Origin of the sequence: Paracoccus sp. PAMC 22219 (assembly GCF_000787695.1) — a bacterium.
Lineage (GTDB): Bacteria > Pseudomonadota > Alphaproteobacteria > Rhodobacterales > Rhodobacteraceae > Paracoccus.
This window is the reverse complement of record NZ_BBPH01000040.1, coordinates 1-19,201: the sequence shown is the minus strand read 5'-3', so window position 1 is coordinate 19,201 and position 19,201 is coordinate 1. Positions and strand designations below refer to the sequence as shown.

Annotated in this window: 18 protein-coding genes and 1 pseudogene; 10 read left to right on the top strand and 9 right to left on the bottom strand. The window is 67.3% G+C overall.

What is annotated here, in order from left to right; genetic code table 11:
- Positions 1 to 48: 48 nt before the first annotated feature.
- Together proB and obgE are read right to left on the bottom strand one after the other, a co-directional pair.
- A pseudogene (gene proB, locus TY51_RS05995) lies at positions 49 to 1,163 on the bottom strand (glutamate 5-kinase).
- Entirely contained in the window at positions 1,151 to 2,185 is a 1,035-nt protein-coding gene (gene obgE / locus TY51_RS05990; protein WP_042247173.1) for a GTPase ObgE, read from the bottom strand. Before obgE ends, proB begins: the two are co-directional and overlap by 13 nt.
- 110 nt (positions 2,186 to 2,295) lie before the next feature.
- Here obgE and TY51_RS05985 point away from each other — a divergent pair, with 110 nt between their 5' ends.
- The 4 genes from TY51_RS05985 to eno all read left to right on the top strand — a co-directional run bounded on the left by TY51_RS05985 (position 2,296) and on the right by eno (position 5,777).
- Entirely contained in the window at positions 2,296 to 3,684 is a 1,389-nt protein-coding gene (locus tag TY51_RS05985) for a YdiU family protein (protein ID WP_042247171.1), read from the top strand.
- A 78-nt stretch (positions 3,685 to 3,762) separates the two neighbouring features.
- Positions 3,763 to 4,014: a hypothetical protein gene (locus TY51_RS23215; protein ID WP_052649857.1), complete on the top strand. Its 252-nt coding sequence runs from the start codon at positions 3,763 to 3,765 to the stop codon at positions 4,012 to 4,014.
- Positions 3,951 to 4,442, top strand: coding sequence for an endonuclease/exonuclease/phosphatase family protein (locus tag TY51_RS20850; protein ID WP_231558930.1), 492 nt, complete (start codon positions 3,951 to 3,953; stop codon positions 4,440 to 4,442). Before TY51_RS23215 ends, TY51_RS20850 begins: the two co-directional genes overlap by 64 nt.
- Before the next feature lie 60 nt (positions 4,443 to 4,502).
- Positions 4,503 to 5,777 carry a phosphopyruvate hydratase gene (gene eno, locus TY51_RS05975; protein WP_042247168.1) on the top strand — a complete coding sequence of 425 codons (1,275 nt, stop codon included), beginning with the start codon at positions 4,503 to 4,505 and terminating at the stop codon, positions 5,775 to 5,777.
- A 4-nt stretch (positions 5,778 to 5,781) separates the two neighbouring features.
- On the opposite strand, the gene TY51_RS20135 is transcribed toward eno, so the two are convergent.
- Together TY51_RS20135 and TY51_RS22505 are read right to left on the bottom strand one after the other, a co-directional pair.
- A complete protein-coding gene (locus TY51_RS20135) occupies positions 5,782 to 6,684 on the bottom strand; it encodes an aminotransferase class I/II-fold pyridoxal phosphate-dependent enzyme (protein ID WP_052649852.1) in 903 nt (300 codons plus the stop codon).
- Positions 6,675 to 7,196: a GntR family transcriptional regulator gene (locus TY51_RS22505; protein ID WP_052649848.1), complete on the bottom strand. Its 522-nt coding sequence runs from the start codon at positions 7,194 to 7,196 to the stop codon at positions 6,675 to 6,677. Before TY51_RS22505 ends, TY51_RS20135 begins: the two co-directional genes overlap by 10 nt.
- 238 nt (positions 7,197 to 7,434) lie before the next feature.
- On the opposite strand from TY51_RS22505, the gene TY51_RS05965 reads away from it, so the two are divergent.
- On the top strand, positions 7,435 to 8,553 hold the full coding sequence (locus TY51_RS05965) for a TRAP transporter substrate-binding protein (RefSeq protein WP_156117907.1): 1,119 nt from the start codon (positions 7,435 to 7,437) through the stop codon (positions 8,551 to 8,553).
- A gap of 94 nt (positions 8,554 to 8,647) precedes the next feature.
- On the opposite strand, the gene TY51_RS05960 is transcribed toward TY51_RS05965, so the two are convergent.
- From TY51_RS05960 to cobU, 5 genes are all read right to left on the bottom strand, one after another.
- Positions 8,648 to 10,495: a TRAP transporter large permease subunit gene (locus tag TY51_RS05960; protein WP_042247163.1), complete on the bottom strand. Its 1,848-nt coding sequence runs from the start codon at positions 10,493 to 10,495 to the stop codon at positions 8,648 to 8,650.
- On the bottom strand, positions 10,492 to 11,103 hold the full coding sequence (locus TY51_RS05955) for a TRAP transporter small permease subunit (protein WP_042247162.1): 612 nt from the start codon (positions 11,101 to 11,103) through the stop codon (positions 10,492 to 10,494). Before TY51_RS05955 ends, TY51_RS05960 begins: the two co-directional genes overlap by 4 nt.
- A gap of 116 nt (positions 11,104 to 11,219) precedes the next feature.
- The gene (gene cobS / locus TY51_RS05950; RefSeq protein ID WP_042247161.1) at positions 11,220 to 11,942 is read right to left on the bottom strand and encodes an adenosylcobinamide-GDP ribazoletransferase; all 723 of its coding nucleotides are present in this window, start codon (positions 11,940 to 11,942) and stop codon (positions 11,220 to 11,222) included.
- On the bottom strand, positions 11,935 to 12,888 hold the full coding sequence (gene cobT, locus TY51_RS05945; RefSeq protein WP_042247159.1) for a nicotinate-nucleotide--dimethylbenzimidazole phosphoribosyltransferase: 954 nt from the start codon (positions 12,886 to 12,888) through the stop codon (positions 11,935 to 11,937). The genes cobS and cobT overlap by 8 nt, the downstream gene beginning before the upstream one ends.
- Positions 12,875 to 13,405 (bottom strand): bifunctional adenosylcobinamide kinase/adenosylcobinamide-phosphate guanylyltransferase, encoded by a 531-nt coding sequence (cobU, locus tag TY51_RS05940; RefSeq protein ID WP_042247157.1) that lies wholly within the window; start codon positions 13,403 to 13,405, stop codon positions 12,875 to 12,877. The genes cobT and cobU overlap by 14 nt, the downstream gene beginning before the upstream one ends.
- Positions 13,406 to 13,535: 130 nt before the next feature.
- Between cobU and TY51_RS05935 the strand changes: the two genes are divergently transcribed.
- From TY51_RS05935 to TY51_RS05915, 5 genes are all read left to right on the top strand, one after another.
- Complete coding sequence (locus TY51_RS05935; protein WP_042247156.1) at positions 13,536 to 15,137, top strand: ABC transporter substrate-binding protein; 1,602 nt, start codon at positions 13,536 to 13,538, stop codon at positions 15,135 to 15,137.
- An 85-nt stretch (positions 15,138 to 15,222) separates the two neighbouring features.
- Positions 15,223 to 16,146 (top strand): oligopeptide ABC transporter permease OppB, encoded by a 924-nt coding sequence (oppB, locus tag TY51_RS05930; RefSeq protein WP_042247154.1) that lies wholly within the window; start codon positions 15,223 to 15,225, stop codon positions 16,144 to 16,146.
- Positions 16,147 to 16,149: 3 nt separating this feature from the next.
- Entirely contained in the window at positions 16,150 to 17,076 is a 927-nt protein-coding gene (locus tag TY51_RS05925) for an ABC transporter permease subunit (protein ID WP_373960421.1), read from the top strand.
- A gap of 2 nt (positions 17,077 to 17,078) precedes the next feature.
- Positions 17,079 to 18,191, top strand: a complete 1,113-nt coding sequence (locus TY51_RS05920; RefSeq protein ID WP_081994727.1) for an oligopeptide/dipeptide ABC transporter ATP-binding protein — start codon at positions 17,079 to 17,081, stop codon at positions 18,189 to 18,191.
- A partial coding sequence (locus TY51_RS05915; protein ID WP_156117906.1) for an oligopeptide/dipeptide ABC transporter ATP-binding protein occupies positions 18,188 to 19,201 on the top strand: 1,014 nt, incomplete at its 3' end. The genes TY51_RS05920 and TY51_RS05915, both read left to right, overlap by 4 nt.

Here is a 19,201-nt window from a genome sequence, read left to right as displayed (position 1 = left end):
CCCCCGTGCGCAGTTCATGCGTCAGAGGTCACGGCAGACAAACGGTATTTACATCACCATGTCGTCGCGGTGCACCAAGGCGGCTCGGCCTGGATACCCAAGGATCGTCTCGATTTGTGCAGATTGGTGCCCGGCGATGGCCCGCGCCTCGGTTGCGGTATAGCGGATCAGTCCGGTCGCCAGGCGCTGGCCCGCGTGATCGGTGATCGCCACCGGATCGCCCCGTCCGAAATCACCCTGCACCTGCATCACACCCGCGGGCAACAGCGACTTGCCGCGGCCAAGGGCCAGCCGCGCGCCATCGTCCACGACCACGGTCCCCTTGGGCTTCATCGCGGCGATCCAGCGTTTGCGCGCCAGTTGCGGGTCCGCCTCGGGCAGGAACCACGTGGTCCGGGCGCCTGTGCAACGGCTGAGAGCGGGCGGAGGACCGACCCCTCGGCAATCGCCATCGCACATCCGCCCGCCACCGCGGTGCGCGCGGCCATCAGCTTGGTCTTCATGCCGCCCTTGGACAGGCCCGATACGGGATCGCCGCCCATCGCCTCGATCTGCGGCGTGATCGCCGCGATCACCGGCAGATGCTGGGCAGTGGGGTCGGTCTTGGGGTTGGCGGTGTACAACCCGTCCACATCGGACAACAACAGCAACTGGTCCGCGCCGCAGGTCACGGCGATCTGCGCCGCCAGGCGGTCGTTGTCGCCGAACCGGATCTCGTCCGTGGCGACGGTATCGTTTTCGTTCACGATGGGCACCACACCCAGGCCCAGCAGGGTCTGCATCGTCGCGCGGCTGTTCAGATAGCGGCGGCGATCGGCGCTGTCTTCCAGCGTCAGCAGAACCTGTGCGGTGATGACGCCATGGGGGGCCAAAGCTTCCTCATAGGCACGGGCCAGGCGGATCTGGCCCACGGCCGCGGCGGCCTGCGCCTGTTCCAGCGGAAGCGCGCCTGCGGGCAGGCCCAGCACGCGTCGCCCAAGCGCGATGGACCCCGAACTGACCAGCACCACGTCGCAACCACGCGCCCGCCACGCAGCCACGTCATCGCACAACCCGCGCAGCCAGTCGCCGCGCAGTCCCTCGGGCCCGACCAGCAGCGCCGAGCCGATCTTGACGACCAGCCTGCGGGCCGCGTCAAGCTGCGGCACGGTCACGGCTGCCATGTCCCGTCGGGCGTTTCGGGCGCGGCGGGCGCGCGCGACGGCTCGATCTGGGTCCACAGCGCGCGCAGCACGTCGGTCACGCCGGTCCGGGCCACACCCGACATCAGCATGACCGGATGGCCCAGTTCCGCCTCAAGCGCAGCGCGGCGTTCGGCGATTTCCTCGTCGTCCAGCGCGTCGATCTTGTTCAGCGCAGTCACGCGGGGCTTGTCCATCAGCACCGGCGAATAGGCCGCCAGTTCCGTCAGGATGGTGCGCGCATCCTCGGCCACTGTCTCGGACGTGCCGTCGACCAGATGCAGCAGCACGTTCGAGCGTTCGACATGGCCCAGGAACTGATCGCCCAGGCCGCGGCCCTCGGATGCGCCTTCGATCAGCCCCGGAATGTCGGCCATCACGAATTCATAGGTATCGACGCCCACGACGCCCAGATTGGGATGCAGCGTGGTGAAGGGATAGTCCGCGATCTTGGGGCGCGCGTTGGACACCGCCGCCAGGAAGGTCGACTTGCCCGCATTGGGCAGGCCCACAAGGCCCGCATCCGCGATCAGCTTCAGCCGCAGCCAGATGGTGCGCTCTACGCCTTCCAGCCCCGGATTGGCGGTGCGCGGGCTGCGGTTGGTCGAGGATTTGAAATGCAGGTTGCCCCAACCCCCGTTGCCGCCCTTGGCCAGCAGCACGCGCTGCCCGACCTCGGTCATGTCGGCGATCACGGTCTCCTCGTCCTCGTCCAGGATCTCGGTGCCGACGGGTACGCGCAGCTCGACGTCGTCGGCGGATTTGCCGGTCATCTGGCTGCCCATGCCGTGCTGGCCGGACTTGGCAAAGAAATGCTGCTGATAGCGGAAATCGATCAGGGTGTTCAGCCCCTCGACCGCAACCGCCCAGACATCGCCGCCCCGGCCGCCGTCGCCGCCATCGGGCCCGCCGTATTCGATGAACTTCTCGCGGCGGAACGACACGCAGCCCGCGCCACCCCCGCCCGAGCGGATATAGACTTTGGCGAGGTCGAGAAATTTCATGGGACAGCTCCTTTTGCCGGATGCCGATACGCCCTTGACGCCTGTGGCGCAAGGGTTCCGGGCTGGCAATGCCGGGATGCGCGCCTATGTATTGGTCAAAGGAGACCGAGATGATCCGTTTCGACAACAGCTATGCCCGGATGCCGCAGGGGTTCTTTGCCCGTGTGGACCCCACCCCCGTGACCGCTCCCAGCCTGCTGGCGCTGAACGGGCCGTTGGCGGACCGGCTAGGGCTGGACCGAGACGCGCTGACGGTCGAGATGCTGGCGGGCAATGCCGTGCCGCAGGGCGCGACGCCCTTGGCCCAAGCCTATGCCGGGCACCAGTTCGGCGGCTTCGTGCCGCAACTGGGCGACGGCCGCGCCGTCCTGCTGGGAGAGGTCGTGGCCCCCGACGGCGCGCGCTTCGACCTGCAGCTCAAGGGATCGGGGCCCACGCCCTTCTCTCGCAGGGGTGACGGGCGCGCCTGGATGGGACCGGTCCTGCGCGAATATCTGGTCAGCGAATTCATGGCGGCGATGGGCGTGCCCACCACCCGCGCGCTGGCCGCGGTGGCCACGGGCGATCAGGTCTGGCGCGAACAGGGTGGGTTGCCCGGCGCGGTCCTGACCCGGGTCGCGGCCAGCCATATCCGCGTCGGGACGTTCCAGTATTTCGCCGTGCGCGACCGTAAGGATGCGCTGGCGGCGCTGACCGCCCATGTGATCGCGCGCCATTACCCCGGTGCGGACGGGCCGCTGGCGCTGCTGGACCGGGTCGTGGCGGCGCAGGCCGAAACCATTGCGCAATGGATGGCCCTGGGCTTCATCCACGGGGTGATGAACACCGATAACATGGCAATCTCGGGCGAGACGATCGACTACGGTCCCTGCGCCTTCATGGATGTCTATCACCCGCAGACGGTGTTCTCGTCCATCGACCGTCAGGGCCGCTATGCCTGGGCGAACCAGCCGCAGATCGCGGTCTGGAACCTGGCGCAGTTCGCCACCTGCCTGATCCCCCTGATGGGAGAGGAGGAGGCCGCGGTCGAGGCCGCGACCACCGCCGTCCACCGCTTTGCCCCCCTGTATCAGGCAGCATGGCTACGCCGGTTCGGCGCCAAGCTGGGCATCGACGGCGAGGCGCACCAGTCGCTGATCGAAAGCCTGCTGCAGATGATGGCCGAACAGAAGGCGGACTTCACTCGCGTGTTCGCGGGCCTGTCGGACGGCACCGCGCGGGACGAGTTCACCGACAGGGCGGCCTTTGACGTCTGGGCGCGCGACTGGCAGGCGCTGTCGCCGGACATGGCCGCGATGGCGCGGGCCAATCCGCGGCGCATTCCGCGCAACCACCGGGTCGAACAGGCCATCACGTCCGCCGTGGCGGGGGATATGGCGCCGTTTGAACGGCTGTTCGATGCGATCACCCATCCGCACGACATGCGCGCCGATTGGGCAGATCTGGCGCAGGCACCGACGCCTGCGCAGGCGGTTCGCCAGACGTTCTGCGGCACCTGACGGGGTTGTGCGCACCTGCCCCTTGCGCAGGACGCGAACCCCGCCAAGATCACCCGCAACGCCATTTCGGACGGATTGATGCTGAAGATCGCAAGCTACAACCTGCACAAATGCCGTGGCATGACCGGCCCGCATGCGCCGCTGCGCAACCTGGCGGTGATCCGGGCGCTGGACCCCGACATCATCGCCCTGCAGGAGGTCGACTTTCGCCTGGGCGCCCGCCCCGAAGCCCTGCCCCGCAAGCTGATCCAGTCTGAAACCGGCTGGTGCCCGCAAACATCTATGGCACGACCGAAAGCAGCCTGGGTTGGCACGGCCAGACCATCCTGATGCGCCCGCATTTGGCCGAACAGGCGGTGCTGCGCCGTCTGCCCCTGCCTGGGCTGGAGCCGCGGGGCGCTGTGGCGCTGCGCCTGCCCGGCCTGACGCTGATCGGCGCGCATCTGGGGCTGGCGCGGTCGTCGCGGCGCGCGCAACTGGCGCGGATCACCGCGCAGGCGTCGCGGATCGCCGACGACCACATCGTGATGATGGGCGACTTCAACGAATGGCGCGACGACCGGGGCCTTGAATCGCTGGCCGGGTTCCGCGTCATCGCACCCGGCCCGTCCTGGCCCGCGCCCCTGCCCCGCTTGCGGCTGGACCGCATGGCGATGTCCACGAACCTGCACATTCTGGAAACCGGCGTCTTCAACGAGGCGGGGGCACGCGATGCGTCCGACCACCTGCCGATCTGGGCGCGCATCCGCTTTCCGTGAACGTTGCGAAACCGGGCTTGCGGCGCTAACAAGGCGCCAAGCATCAACCGGAGTGCGCTTATGACCGCCATCATCGACATCTTCGCCCGTGAAATCCTGGACAGCCGCGGCAACCCGACCGTCGAGGTCGACGTGACCCTGGAAGACGGCACCATGGGCCGCGCGGCCGTTCCCTCCGGCGCGTCGACCGGCGCGCACGAGGCGGTCGAAAAGCGCGACGGCGACACGTCCCGCTACATGGGCAAGGGCGTCCTGGAGGCGGTGGCCGCCGTCAACGGCGAGATCGCCGAGAATCTGGTGGGCGAGGATTCGACCGAACAGCGCGCCATCGACATGATGATGTGCGAACTGGACGGGACCCCCAACAAGGGTCGCCTGGGCGCCAACGCGATCCTGGGCGTGTCGATGGCGGTGGCCAAGGCCGCGGCGGACGCCACCAACCAGCCGCTGTACCGCTATGTCGGCGGGACCAGCGCGCGCATCCTGCCGGTGCCGATGATGAACATCATCAACGGCGGCGAACATGCCGACAACCCGATCGACATCCAAGAATTCATGATCATGCCGGTTTCTGCGGAGAACATCCGCGAGGCCGTGCGCATGGGGTCGGAAATCTTTCACACGCTGAAAAAGGAGCTGTCGTCGGGCGGTCTCAGCACCAGCATCGGCGACGAGGGTGGGTTCGCACCCAACCTGTCATCGGCGCGCGATGCGCTGGACGTGATCCTGCGCGCGGTCGAAAAGGCCGGTTATCGTCCCGGAGAGGACATCATGCTGGCGCTGGATTGCGCCGCGACCGAGTATTTCCGCGGCAGCAAGTACGAGATGAAGGGCGAAGGGAAATCCCTGTCGCCCGAAGAGAACGTCGATTACCTGGCAGCCCTTTGCGACGCCTATCCGATCCTGTCGATCGAGGACGGCTGTTCCGAGGATGACTGGGACGGCTGGAAGATGCTGACCGACCGCCTCGGCGACCGCATCCAGCTGGTCGGGGACGATCTGTTCGTCACGAACCCCGTGCGCCTGTCGCGCGGCATCGAGGCGGGCTGCGCCAACAGCCTGCTGGTGAAGGTCAACCAGATCGGCACCCTGTCGGAAACGCTGGACGCCGTGCGCATGGCCGACCGCGCCGGCTATACCAGCGTGATGTCGCACCGCTCGGGAGAGACCGAGGACGCCACCATCGCCGATCTGGCCGTCGCCACGAACTGTGGCCAGATCAAGACCGGATCGCTGTCGCGGTCGGACCGTCTGGCGAAATACAACCAGCTGATCCGCATCGAGGAAATGCTGGGCGCCACCGCCGAATACGCCGGCCGCAGCATCCTGCGCTGACGCCTCAGTCCGGCCCCGCCTCGGGGCCGGACCTTGCCATCTGGCCCAGGGTCTGCAGCGCGGCGGCCAGCCTGTCGCGCGGCATCCTGCAGTTCAGCGCGATGCGCACGCCCTGCACCGGCGCCTGACCCGGCCCGCAGAAATCCGATGACGGCCGCACGATCACCCCCGCCGCCGCCGCACGCGCCGCGAAATCGGCCGCCGTCCATGGCGCGGGCAGCGGCAGCCAGACCATCGGCACGCCCGCCTGACCCCGCGCGTCCAGACCTGCCAGCGCGTCCTGCGCCAGCGCCAGCCGATCCGCCACCTGCGCCTGAACCTCGCGCGCGATCCTGTCGCCGTCGCCCGACCGCAGCAGCCGTGTGACCAGCCCGGTGATCGGCTGCGACAGGCCCATGTGGCTGTGCTGGGCGGCGACGCGGCCCGCCTGGCCCATCCCCTCGGGACAGATCAGCACGCCGAAACGCAGGCCGGCGGCGATGATCTTGGACAGGCTGCTGACATGCCAGACCCGCTCCGGCGCAAGCGCCCGCAGGCTGGCGGGTGCGTCTGCGCGCGGGCTGGGGGCATAGCATTCGTCCTCGATGATCTGCAAGTCGTGGCGGCGCGCGACCTCGACGATGGCATCGCGGCGTTCAGGCCCCATCGATGCCAGCGTCGGGTTCTGCGCCGAGGGCGTCAGGCAGACCAGCCGCGCCCCCGTGGCCCGCGCGACGCGGTCCAGATCTTCAGGGATCATGCCCTGATCGTCCAGCGCCACGGGCTGGGTCTGCGCGCGCATCAGGCGCGCGGCGTGGGTGATGCCGGGATATGTCAGCGCCTCGACCATGACCTGCGCGGGCTGGTCGGCCAGGCACAGCGCCATGACCAGCGTGATCGCGTGCTGCCCCCCATGGGTCAGCACCATGTCGCGGTCGCTACCGCCCCCAGGGGCCGGACCGCCATCCAGTCCACCGCCGCCGCCCGACAATCCTGGTCGCGGCTGAGCGGCGTGTAATCCAGCACCGACGCGTCCATGTCCGCCGCCAGCGCCGCCAGATGGGTGGCCAGCACGCGCGCCTGACCGCAATCGGGCAGTTGCGGGATACGCAGGTCCGCCGGACCCTGCAGCGATGCGGGGTGATCCAGGCTTTCGTACAGCAGCGGCTGCGGCACCGGGCGGCGGGGACGCGGTGCAGCGATAAAGCTGCCGCGGCCGACATGGCTCTCGACGACGCCTTCGGCGGCAGCCACCTGATAGGCGCGGGCGACGGTTCCGGTCGTGACCTTCAGCCGCCAGGCCAGGTCGCGCATCGGCGGCAGGCGCGTGCCGGGCGCCAGTTGGCCCGACCGGGCGGCCTCACGCAAGGCGTTGGCCAGGGCGCGGAACTTGGGTCCGGGCTGGCTGGTCAGGTCGGGCTGCCAATCCTCGATGCGCATCTGGGCCTCCTTGCCGCGACATCCCTGATAAGGCGCCGTTTTTGCCGGCACAATCGCCCGCGTGCGGTTGCGCGACCGCGTCGGGCCCGGCTGCATAAAATAACTTGGGGGATCGGTCTCAGAACACTCGACAGGCCGGAAACCGGGGCTAAACTGTGCGCCATGCAGGGTGGGAAGTCGCGGGCCGAGGGGGCCCACCGACCCAAGCGGAGGAGACAGAATGAAAGATTCCAAAGCGTTGGACCGGCGGTCCTTCATCACGCGGGCGTCCATCGGCGGTGCGGCGGCGGCAGCCGGCAGCGTGCTGGCAGCACCCGCCATCGCGCAAGAGGCACCGCAGATCAACTGGCGCCTGGCCTCCAGCTTTCCCAAGTCGCTGGACACGATCTATGGCGGCGCCGAGGAAATCTCTCAGCGCCTGTCCGAGGCCACCGACGGCCGCTTCCAGATTCAGGTGTTCTCCGCCGGAGAGATCGTGCCTGGCCTGGACGCGATCAACGCCACGACCGACGGCACCGTCGAATGTTCGCATTCGGTGGGCTATTACAACTGGGGCAAGGACCCGGCCTTTGCCTGCGGCGCCGACCTGCCCTTCACCTTCTCGGCCCGCGCCAAGAACGCCTACAACTATCAGGGCGGCGGCATCGAGAACTACAACACCTTCCTGGAACAGTACAATCTGGTCAGCTATCCGGGCGGCAACACGGGCGTGCAGTTCGGCGGCTGGTACCGCAAGGAAATCAATACGCTGGCCGACATGCAGGGTCTGAAGATGCGCATTTCCGGCCTGGCGGGCCGGGTGGTCGAAAAGCTGGGCGTGGTGCCGCAGCAGATCGCGGGCGGCGACATCTATCCGTCGCTGGAACGCGGCACGATCGATGCGGCCGAATGGGTCGGCCCCTATGACGACAGCAAGCTGGGCTTCCAGAAGGTGGCGCCCTATTACTACTATCCCGGTTTCTGGGAAGGCGGGCCGACGGTCAGCTTCTTCGTGAACAAGGGCCAGTGGGACCAGCTTCCGGAGAACTACAAGTCGCTGTTCCGCACCTGCGCGCAGGCCACCGACCAGAACATGCTGGCGAAATACGACATGAAGAACCCGACCGCGCTCAAGGAGCTGGTGGGTTCGGGCGCCCAGCTGCGCTCGTTCAGCGAGGAGGTTCTGGCCGCGTCATTCGCCGCCGCGAACGAGGTCTATGCCGAGGTGTCGGCCGAGAACGAGTCCTTCAAGACCCAGTACGAGGCGATGCTGCAGTTCCGCGACGACTGGTACCTGTACCAGCAGACCGCGGAATACACGTTCGACACGTTCATGATGATTCAGCAGCGCAACGGCACCTTGGCCGTCGGCGGCTGATCCGACAGTCCTGACAAGGAACAGCCGCCGCGCAGCATCTGCGCGGCGGCTTTTTCATGTCCGTTTCGGGGCCGGTCGGACCGGCCCAAGGGGGTTAGTTCCCGGACAGACCGGGGGGCGGGCCGCCGAGGCCCAAGCCGCCCGACGGGGCCGCGGGCGCAGGCGTGGCGGGTGCCGGTGCAGCAGGCGCAGGTTGCTGCTGGCCAAAAGGCGATCCGCCCAAGCCGCCAAGGGAGCCGAAGCCGCCGTTTCCGCCCTGTGGGGCCGCATCGCCGCCACCCAGACCGCCGCCCAATCCGCCGCCAAGGCCACCGCCCAGTCCGCCACCAAGACCGCCGCCCATGGGGATCTCGATCCGCATGTTCGACGTGTCCACGACAGGTCCCTTGTAGTGCATGACCATGCCGGGGAACGCGATCACGGCCGCGATCATCAGGATCTGCAGCCCCACGAAGGGCACGGCCCCGCGATAGATGTTCAGGGTGGTGATCGGGTCCATCATCAGCCCGGTGATCTTGTCGCGATAGGTTTTCCGCGGCGCGACCGATCGCAGATAGAACAGCGCAAAGCCCACCGGCGGCGTCAGGAACGAGGTCTGCATCGTCACCGCCAGGATCACCCCGAACCACACCAGATCGACCCCAAGCGCGTTCGCCGCCGGGATCAGCAGCGGCACGATGACGAAGGCCAGCTCGAAGAAGTCCAGGAAGAAGCCCAGGATGAAGATGATGACACAGGACACGATCAGGAACCCGATCACCCCGCCCGGCAGCGCGGTCAGCAGGTCGCGGACCCAGATATGGCCGTTCACCGAATAATAGGTCAGTGAGAACACCGTCGCCCCGATCAGGATGAACATGACGAAGGCCGACAGCTTGACCGTCGACAGCAGCGCCTGGTTCAGCACGTCATAGCTGAGACGCCCCTTGATCGCCGACAGGATCAGCGCGCCCATGGCGCCCATCGCGCCGCCCTCGGTCGGGGTGGCGATGCCCAGGAAGATCGTGCCCAGCACCAGGAAGACCAGCGCCAGCGGCGGGATCATCACGATGATGACCTGGCGGGTCATCGGCGACAGCCAGCGGCCGCCGGTGGCGCGGTCGGTCACCGCCAGGATCAGCAGCACCACCACCGCGACGGTTGCGGCCCAGATCGGCGCGTTGGTGACACCGTTGGCATCCATCCACCAGCTGGCACCCTGATAGATCGCGACCGCCAGGGCGATGACGAAGACCAGCGACCAGCCGCCGCCGCCCAGGCTGCGGGCCTCCATCGGCAGGGCGGGCATGGCCTTGGGACGGATGATCGACAGGACCAGGACATAGACGATGTACAGGGCGACCAGCGCCAGCGCCGGGACCATCGCGGCCTTGTACATGTCGCCCACCGACCGGCCCAGCTGGTCGGCCAGCACGATCAGCACCAGCGACGGCGGGATGATCTGCGCCAGCGTCCCCGACGCGGCGATCACGCCCGTCGACAGGCTTTTGTCATAGCCGTACCGCATCATGATCGGCAGCGAGATCAGCCCCATGGAGATGACCGATGCCGCGACCACGCCGGTCGTCGCCGCCAGCAGGGCCCCCACCAAGATCACGGCATAGGCCAGGCCACCGCGCACCGGGCCAAACAGCTGGCCTATGGTGTCCAGCAGTTCTTCGGCCATGCGGGACCGTTCCAGCACGATCCCCATCAGCGTGAAGAACGGGATGGCCAGCAGCGTGTCGTTGCGCATCACGCCAAAGACCCGGTCGCCAAGCGCGCCCAGCAGGTTCCAGCCCAGGTTCACCTGGTCGGACAGCGGCGTCAGGAACACCCCGAAGAAGAAGAACAGCAGCCCGTTAGCCGCCAGTGCGAATGCGATCGGATAGCCGAACAGCAGGAACGCCACCATTGAGAAGAACATGATGGGGGCAAGGTTGTGGGCGATAAGGTCGATCACGGGCGGCGCTCCGATTCATCGGTTCGGTCGGTGCGGCCTGCCAGCATCAGCTCGGCCTCGTGGATGGCGGCTTCGTTCGGGCCGGTATTCTGGTGCGGATCGGGGATGATGCCGCGCATGACGGCGATCTTCTTGACGATCTCGGACAGGCCCTGCGCGAACAGCATGCCGAATCCCACGACCAGCACGGCGCGCGCCGGCCACAGGGGCAGACCGCCCGCGTTCATCGAGATCTCTCCGCTGCGGATGCTGCCCATCAGCGCGGGCCAGGTCAGCCACAGCATGACGGTGGTAAAGGGCATCAGGAACAGGACCGTGCCCAGCAGATCGATCCAGTGCTGTACCCGGCGCGACCAGCGGCCATAGATCACGTCGATGCGGATGTGTTCGTTTTCCAGCAGCGTCCAGGCCGAGGCCAGCATGAAGGCCGCGCCGAACAGGTACCACTGCGCCTCCAGCCACGCGTTCGAGGACATGCTGAACGCCTTGCGGATGATCGCGTTGGTCGCGCTGATGACGACGGCCAGCAGGATCAGCCAGGCGACGCTGCGCCCGATCAGCGTCGTGACACGGTCGATGCCGCGCGAAAGGGCCAACAGGCCGCTCATGATATGCTCCTCCCTCAAGGTGCGGCTTGGGCCGCAGTCCGGTTGACCCGGTCATTCTGGCTGGCAGGATATGCGGCAAGCGACCTGCGCGGGTCAAGTTTTTCCGCCACCTGACCCTAGGTCAAGGCGGCCATGCCGACCAGGGCCGCACATTCCGCCAGCAGGACCGATGCCCCCAGGACGTCGCCCGTCTGCCCGCCCAGCAGGCGGCTGGCGCGGCGCGACACCGCCACCACCGACAGCCCGATCAGGGCCATCGCCAGGAACGCGCCCCCCGGCCCCGGCGCGCCCAAGAGCAGCGCCAGCACCCCGGTCAGCGTCGCCGCCACCACCGCCCGGCGCGAGGGTTGTCCGGCACCCTGCCCCAGCCCGTCGTCCCGTGCAGGCGGCAGCGTCCGCATCAGCATCACGGGGGCCACCCGCCCCGCCGCGACCGCCGCGATCAGCGCCAGCGGGCCAAGCGCCGCCAGCGCCGCGACCCGGACCAGTCCCGTCGTCACCAGCGCCGCCGCGCCATAGCTGCCGATGGTCGATTCGCGCATGATGCGCAGCCGGTCGGCGCGGTCGCGCCCGCCGCCCGCGTCGGCGAAATCGGCCAGCGCATCCTCGTGCAACGCGCCTGTCAGCCAGACCGCCAGCGCGACCGACAGCGCCGCGGGCAGCAGGCCCGGTCCCATGATCCACAAGGGCACCCCGGCCAGCAGCCCCAGCACCGCCCCGGCCAGCGGAAAGGCCCAGGCCGCGCGCGACAGTGGCAGGATTTCAGGCGGCAACAGGCGACCAAGCGGCAACCGCGTCAGAAACACCAGCGCCAGGATGATCTGGCGGGGCCTAGACAATCCCGGCCTCGGCGAATGTCGCCATGCCGTTGTGGCATTCCAGCGCGGCGCGCAGCACCAGCAGGGCCACGGCGGCGCCCGACCCCTCGCCCAAGCGCATGTCCAGCGACAGGACAGGCTGCATCGCCAGCGCGGCGATCAGGCGGCGGTGGCCGGGCTCGGCGCTTTCATGGCCGATCAGGCAATGGGCCAGCGCATCCGGGTCGTCGCGGGTCAGCACACCGGCAGCGGCGGTGCAGATGAACCCGTCCAGGATCACCGGAATGCGCAAGTCGCGCGCGCGCTGCACCGCGCCGCAGATCGCCGCCTGTTCGCGCCCGCCGAACGCGGCCAGCGTGTCCCCCGTGCCGGTCACGGTGTGGCGGGCCAGTCCCTCGGTGACGACGCGGACCTTGGCGGCCAGCATTGCGCCCTGTGCGCCGGTGCCGGGGCCGACCCAATCTTCGGCCCGCCCGCCAAACGTCGCCGCCGCCAGCGCGGCCGAGGTCGTGGAGTTGCCGATCCCCATTTCTCCCAGCAGCAGGATCTGGGCCGTCGGGTCGACGGCGGCGGCGCCCTGCGCCATCGCATCAGTGACCTCGGCCTGCGTCATGGCCGGGCCTTGGGTGAAATCGGCGGTGGGACGGCCCAGATCCAGCGGGACGATGCCCAGATCGGCCCCCGCGACCCGGCACAACTGATTGATCGCCGCACCGCCCGCGCGAAAGTTCGCGACCATCGCCGCCGTCACTGCGGGCGGAAAGGGCGTGACGCCCTGCGCGGTGATCCCGTGGTTGCCGGCAAAGACCAGCGCCTGCGCGCGGTCCAGCGCTGGCCGGTCGGTCCCCTGCCACCCCGCCATGAACACGGCCAGCGCCTCCAGTCGGCCAAGCGATCCGGCAGGTTTGGTCAGTGTTGCCTGACGGTCGGCGGCGCGGTCGGCGGCGGTCTGGTCAAATCGGGTCATCGGGGCTCTCTGCCATGGGTTTCAGACGCAGGGGCATGCCGCTTACGGCCATCCAGACCTGATCGGCCAGCGCCGCCACCGCCTGGTTCATCCGTCCGTGATCGTCGCGGAACCGGCGCGCCAGCGCATTGTCCGGCACGATCCCCTGCCCAAGTTCGTTGCTGACCAGCACGACAGGGCAGCATTGCTGACGTAACGTCATCGTCAATGCGCCGATATCCGCCGAGCCCATGCAGTTGGACATCCACAGCGTCAGGCAATCGACCAGCCGCACGCCCTGCCCGTCGGTCGCGCGCAGGGTGCCGACAAGGTCCAGCGGTTCTTCGATCGTGCGCCAACCGTCGCCGCGATCCTGTTGATGCGCCTTGATTCTTTCGCCCATCTCGGCGTCGCGGGCCTGGGCCGTGGCGATATAGATGCGCGGCATCGCATGGCGCAGGACCAACCGTTCGGCCAGGGCCGACTTGCCGGATCGTGCGCCGCCCGTCACCAGCGTGATATGTCCCCGTTGCGTCATGCGGGCCTATTTTCCACAGGGCGGGCGGGTTGGAAAGCGTGAAACGCCGCTTGCCCACACCCGCGCTTTCACTAAACCTCGCGCCATTCCGGTGCGACACGACACCGACACACAACTTGGAGGAGTTGGGATGACCAAGCTTTTCGCGACGACCGCCCTGCTGACCGCAATGGCGATGCCCGCATGGGCCGTGCAACCCGCCGAGGGCGAGACCCTGGCCGAGAACCAGACCTATACCTATTGGCTGCTGGACGCGATCAAGTCGCTTGACCCGGCCAAGAACACCGACGTCGAAGGGTCGGACGCGCTGCGCTCGCTGTTCGAGGGCCTGATGATCCAGGACGCGCAGGGCGAGATGATCCCCGGCATGGCCGAAACCTTCGAGGCGTCCGAGGACGGCCTGACCTACACGTTCAATCTGCGCGAGGCGAACTGGTCCAACGGCGACCCGGTCACCGCCGACGATTTCGTCTATGCCTGGCAGCGCGTGGCGACCCCGGAGACCGCGTCGGAATACGCCTGGTACCTGGAACTGATGAACATCGAGAACGCGACCCAGATCATCGCCGGAGAGATGGAGCCGGACCAGCTGGGCGTGACCGCGCTGGACGACCGCACCCTGCAGGTGCGCCTGACGACGCCGACCCCCTATTTCATCAAGACCCTGTCGCACACCACGACCTATCCGATCCCGCGCGCCGTGGTCGAGGAGCTGGGCGATGCCTGGGTCCAGCCCGGCAACATCGTGGGCAACGGCGCCTACACGCTGGCCAGCCACAACCTGGGCGTCGAGATCGTGTTCCAGAAGAATCCGGAATACTGGGACGCCGAGAACGTCCTGATGGAGACCGTCCGCGGCGTGACCGTCAACGACAACAATGTCGCCCTGACCCGCTATCAGGCCGGAGAGCTTGACCGCGTGCAGATCCCCGCGGGCCAGTTCCCCCGCCTGTCCGAGGAGTTCCCCGAGGCCGCGGTGTCGGTGCCGAACGGCTGTTCCTATGCCTATATCTTCAACCTGTCTGAAAAAGGCCCCGAGGTCCTCAAGGACGCCCGCGTCCGCGAGGCGATGGCCCTGTCGCTGAACCGCGAGGTCATCGTGGACCAGGTGCTGCAAGGCGGTCAGGAGCCCGCCTACAGCTGGACCCATTGGGCCATCGACGGGTTTTCGGCCCCCGAAGGCGGCATGAAGGACATGCCGATGGAGGCCCGCATGGCACGCGCCACGGAACTGCTGGCCGAGGCCGGATACGGTCCCGACAACCCGGTCCGCATCCAGCTGCAGTACAACACCGACGACAGCCACCGCCTGCTGGCGATCGCGGCGCAGCAGTTCTGGCGCCCCCTGGGCATCGAGATCGAGCTGAACAACGTCGAATGGGCCGTCCACACCGACCGCCTGCAGAACCAGGACTTCGAGATGGCGCGCTATGCCTGGTGCGCCGACTATGACGAGGCGACGACCTTCCTGGATTGGTTCCGCACCACCGGCTACAACAGCGGCAAGTGGTCGAACGAGGAATACGACAAGCTGCTGGTCGACGCCCGCACCGCCGAGGACACGGCGCCCCTGTACAGCCGCGCCGAGGAGATCCTGGCCGAGGAAAACCCGGCGGTCTTCGTCTATCACTATGCCGACGTCGACATGATCAACCCGGCGATCAAGGGTCTGCCGCGGGAGAACCTGCTGAACACCTGGTACGCCAAGGATCTGTATCGCGTCGCCGAATAAGGTGGCATCCTGACCGGGGGCCGGGGCGGCGCGACCGCCCCGGCCCTGTCGTTTTTCATCCATCCCGCAGGGAAGGCCCCACGCGATGTTCGCATTCATCCTGCGACGGCTGGCGGTGGCGATACCCACGCTGCTTCTGCTGATCGTCTTTTCGTTCGTCCTGATGCAAATGGCACCGGGCGGACCCTTCACGGGCGAACGCGCCCTGCCCCCGGCCGTCCTTGCCAATCTCGAGGCGCAATACGGCCTGAACGACCCGCTGTGGCTGCAGATCTGGAACTATCTGGTCAACGTGGTCGTCCATTTCGATTTCGGTCCCAGCTTCGTCTATCCCGACCGGACCGTGAACCAGCTGATCGCCAATGGCTTTCCGGTGACGCTGACCTATGGTGGGTTGTCCTTCATCGCGGCCGTCGTCATGGGCGTCGCCCTGGGCGTCGTCGCCGCGATCTGGCACAACAGCTGGATCGATTACCTGGCCGTGGGCATCTCGATCGGGGCACAGGTGCTGCCGAACTTCGTGATGGCGCCGTTGTTGGTGCTGGTCTTCACGCTGTGGTACGGCCTGCTGCCGGGCGGCGGCTGGTCGTTCAGCAATCCCAGTTTCTGGATCATGCCGGTGATCGCGCTGTCGACCAGCTACATGGCGTCAATCGCGCGCATCACCCGGTCGTCGATGCTGGAGGTGCTGGGCTCGAACCACATCCGCACCGCGCGCGCCAAGGGGATGCCCGAACACCGCGTCATCATCCGCCACGCGCTGAAGCCTGCCATGCTGCCGGTCATCAGCTACCTGGGGCCGGTCTTCGTGTCGATGATCACCGGGTCGGTGGTGATCGACATCTATTTCTCGACCGGGGGCATCGGCAAGGCCTTCGTGGATAGCGCGCTGAACCGCGACTATGCCGTGATGATGGGAGTCACCATCCTGGTGGGCGCGCTGACCATCCTCTTCAACCTCATCGTCGACGTGCTTTACGCATGGATCGACCCCAAGATCAGGTACTAGGTCATGGTCATCGATCAATCCAAGATGCAGTCCCTGTCCGACCGCTTTGTCGAGGCCGAGGTCAAGGGCCGCAGCCCCTGGGCCGACGCGCGCAAGCGGTTCTTCCGCAACAAGGCCGCGATGCTGGGCCTGATGATCCTTGTGCTGGTGTCGCTGTTCGCGATCTTTGGCGGCTATGTCGCGCAATGGTCCAACGAGGAGCTGGATTTCAGCGTCATGGGCCAGGTCGCCCAGATGGGCCAGCCCTCGCTGGAGAACGGCCACTTCTTCGGTACCGACAACCTGGGCCGCGACCTGTACGCGCGTGTGGTCCAAGGCACGCGGATCAGCCTGATGGTCGGCGTCGTCGGCGCCGCCATCGCGGTCATCGTCGGCACGCTGTATGGCGCGACGGCGGGCTATGTCGGCGGACGCACCGACCAGATCATGATGCGGACCGTCGATATCCTGATGTCGATCCCCTACATGTTCGTGCTGATCCTGCTGCTGGTGATGTTCGGGCGGTCCATGTCGATGCTGTTTCTGGGCATCGGCCTGATCAGCTGGCTGGACATGAGCAGAATCGTTCGCGGCCAGACGCTTAGCCTTAAGAACCGTGAATTCATCGAGGCCGCGCGCGCCACCGGCGTCTCGTCCTTCCGCATCATCATCCGCCATATCGTCCCGAACCTGCTGGGCGTCGTCGCGGTCTATGCGACGCTGCTGGTGCCGCTGATGATCCTGACGGAAAGCTTCATCAGCTTTCTGGGTCTGGGCGTTCAGGAACCCCTGACCAGCTGGGGCGCGTTGATCTCCGAAGGGGCGGGCACAATGAACTATGGCACGCTGTGGCAGCTGGCCTTTCCGCTGTTCTTCTTCGTGATCACGCTGTTCGGCTTCTTCTTCGTGGGCGACGGCCTGCGTGACGCCCTCGACCCCAAGGAGCGGTAATCATGGCCCTTCTCGAACTGCGCGACCTGTCGGTCCGCTTCCAGACCAACGATGCCGAGGTCCGGGCCGTCAACGACGTGAACCTGTCCATCGACGCGGGCCAGACCTTGGGCATCGTCGGCGAATCCGGCAGCGGCAAGTCGCAGCTGTCCTTCGCCATCATGGGGCTTCTGGCGCGCAACGGCGCGGCATCCGGCAGCGTCCGTTTCGACGGACAGGAAATCCTGAACGCCCCGGTCAAGGTGCTGAACCGCATCCGCGCCGAACAGATCGCGATGATCTTTCAGGACCCGATGACCTCTCTGAATCCCTACATGCGGGTGGCCGACCAGATGGCCGAGGTGCTGACCCTCCACAAGGGCCTGTCGAAACGCGATGCCGTCACGCAAGCCGTCCAGATGCTGGACGCGGTCAAGATCCCCGACGCCAAGGGGCGCATCCGCCTCTATCCGCATGAATTTTCGGGCGGCATGCGGCAGCGGGTGATGATCGCCATGGCACTGCTGTGCCGGCCCAAGCTGCTGATCGCGGACGAACCCACGACCGCCCTGGACGTGACCGTGCAGGCGCAGATCATGGCGCTGCTGTCGGACCTGCAGCGCGATTTCGGCATGGCGATGATCCTGATCACGCATGATCTGGGCGTGGTCGCGGGGTCCTGCGAACGGGTCGCGGTCATGTATGGCGGGCGTATCCGGGAAACCGGTCCGGTGCGCCCGATCTTTGCCGATCCGACGCATCCCTATACCCAAGGCCTGCTGGACGCGATCCCGCGGGTCGACCAGGATGACGACGAACTGCGCGCCATCCCCGGCCAGCCCCCGAACATGAGCCGCCCGCCCTCAGGCTGCGCGTTCGAGCCGCGCTGCCCCTATCGCCGCGAGGGCTGTGACCGCATCGATCCCCCGCTGGAGGAGTTCGAACCCGGCCGCGCCCGCGCCTGCCACGCCCCCGTGGCAGAGGTCCAGGCCCGGCACATGATCAGCGATCCCCAGCCCGATCTGGTCGCCGCTGGTGACACCCTGCCGCCGGACGACCACCTGCCCGAAGGCGCCGTCGCCGGTGCCGGCGCGGCCGGTGCCACCCAGACCCCCGGACCGGAGGCCAAGCCATGAGCGATCTTCTGAGCGTGCGCGACCTGCGCGTGACCTTCCAGATCCGCCCCGAGGGCGCGATGCCCTGGACCCGCCCGAACCCGCTGCGCGCGGTGAACGGCGTCGATTTCGCCTTGGCGCCAGGGGAAACCCTGGGCGTTGTGGGCGAATCCGGATGCGGAAAATCGACCCTGGCCCGCGCGCTGATCGGGCTGGTCCCGGCCACGGGACAGGCTGAATGGATCGACGGCAAGGACCTTCTGGCGCTGAGCCCGCGGCAGATGATGGCCTATCGCCAGGACATCCAGATGGTGTTCCAGGACCCGCTGGCCAGCCTGAACCCGCGCATGACCGTGGGCCAGATCATCGCCGAACCCCTGACCACGCACCGCCCCGACCTGCCCCGCGCCCAGGTGCGCGACCGGGTTAAGGCGATGATGGACAAGGTCGGCCTGCTGCCCAACCAGATCAACCGCTATCCCCATGAATTCAGCGGCGGCCAGTGCCAGCGCATCGGCATCGCCCGCGCCCTGATCGTGGAGCCCAAGCTGATCATCTGCGATGAGCCGGTGTCCGCGCTGGACGTGTCGATCCAGGCACAGGTGATCAACCTGCTGATCCGCCTGCAGAAGGATCTGGGTCTGGCGCTGATCTTCATTGCGCATGACCTGTCGGTGGTGAAACATATCAGCGACCGCGTGATGGTCCTGTATCTGGGCAAGGTGATGGAGATGGGTCCGGTCCAGGCGCTGTATGCCAACCCCCAGCACCCTTACACGCAGGCGCTGCTGTCCGCCGTGCCGGTCCCCGATCCGACGATCGAGACCGCCAAGACCATCGTGCCGCTGGCGGGCGACCTGCCCTCGCCCATGAACCCGCCATCGGGCTGCGTGTTCCGCACGCGCTGTCCCCGTGCGCGGGCCGAATGCGCGGCATCGGTGCCGGTGCTGACGGTGGGCGATCATCAGGTCGCCTGCCATTTCCCCGGCCCCCTGACGGACGCGGAAATCGCCCACGCCCGCCGCACCGAG

What these genes read in the sequence shown, in the direction of transcription:
- obgE (WP_042247173.1), bottom strand. Translation starts at nt 2,185, where the DNA reads ATGAAATTTCTCGACCTCGCCAAAGTCTATATCCGCTCGGGCGGGGGT.
- TY51_RS05985 (WP_042247171.1), top strand. Translation starts at nt 2,296, where the DNA reads ATGATCCGTTTCGACAACAGCTATGCCCGGATGCCGCAGGGGTTCTTT.
- TY51_RS23215 (WP_052649857.1), top strand. Translation starts at nt 3,763, where the DNA reads ATGCTGAAGATCGCAAGCTACAACCTGCACAAATGCCGTGGCATGACC.
- eno (WP_042247168.1), top strand. Translation starts at nt 4,503, where the DNA reads ATGACCGCCATCATCGACATCTTCGCCCGTGAAATCCTGGACAGCCGC.
- TY51_RS20135 (WP_052649852.1), bottom strand. Translation starts at nt 6,684, where the DNA reads ATGGTGCTGACCCATGGGGGGCAGCACGCGATCACGCTGGTCATGGCG.
- TY51_RS22505 (WP_052649848.1), bottom strand. Translation starts at nt 7,196, where the DNA reads ATGCGCATCGAGGATTGGCAGCCCGACCTGACCAGCCAGCCCGGACCC.
- TY51_RS05955 (WP_042247162.1), bottom strand. Translation starts at nt 11,103, where the DNA reads ATGAGCGGCCTGTTGGCCCTTTCGCGCGGCATCGACCGTGTCACGACG.
- cobT (WP_042247159.1), bottom strand. Translation starts at nt 12,888, where the DNA reads ATGACCCGATTTGACCAGACCGCCGCCGACCGCGCCGCCGACCGTCAG.
- cobU (WP_042247157.1), bottom strand. Translation starts at nt 13,405, where the DNA reads ATGACGCAACGGGGACATATCACGCTGGTGACGGGCGGCGCACGATCC.
- TY51_RS05935 (WP_042247156.1), top strand. Translation starts at nt 13,536, where the DNA reads ATGACCAAGCTTTTCGCGACGACCGCCCTGCTGACCGCAATGGCGATG.
- oppB (WP_042247154.1), top strand. Translation starts at nt 15,223, where the DNA reads ATGTTCGCATTCATCCTGCGACGGCTGGCGGTGGCGATACCCACGCTG.
- TY51_RS05925 (WP_373960421.1), top strand. Translation starts at nt 16,150, where the DNA reads ATGGTCATCGATCAATCCAAGATGCAGTCCCTGTCCGACCGCTTTGTC.
- TY51_RS05920 (WP_081994727.1), top strand. Translation starts at nt 17,079, where the DNA reads ATGGCCCTTCTCGAACTGCGCGACCTGTCGGTCCGCTTCCAGACCAAC.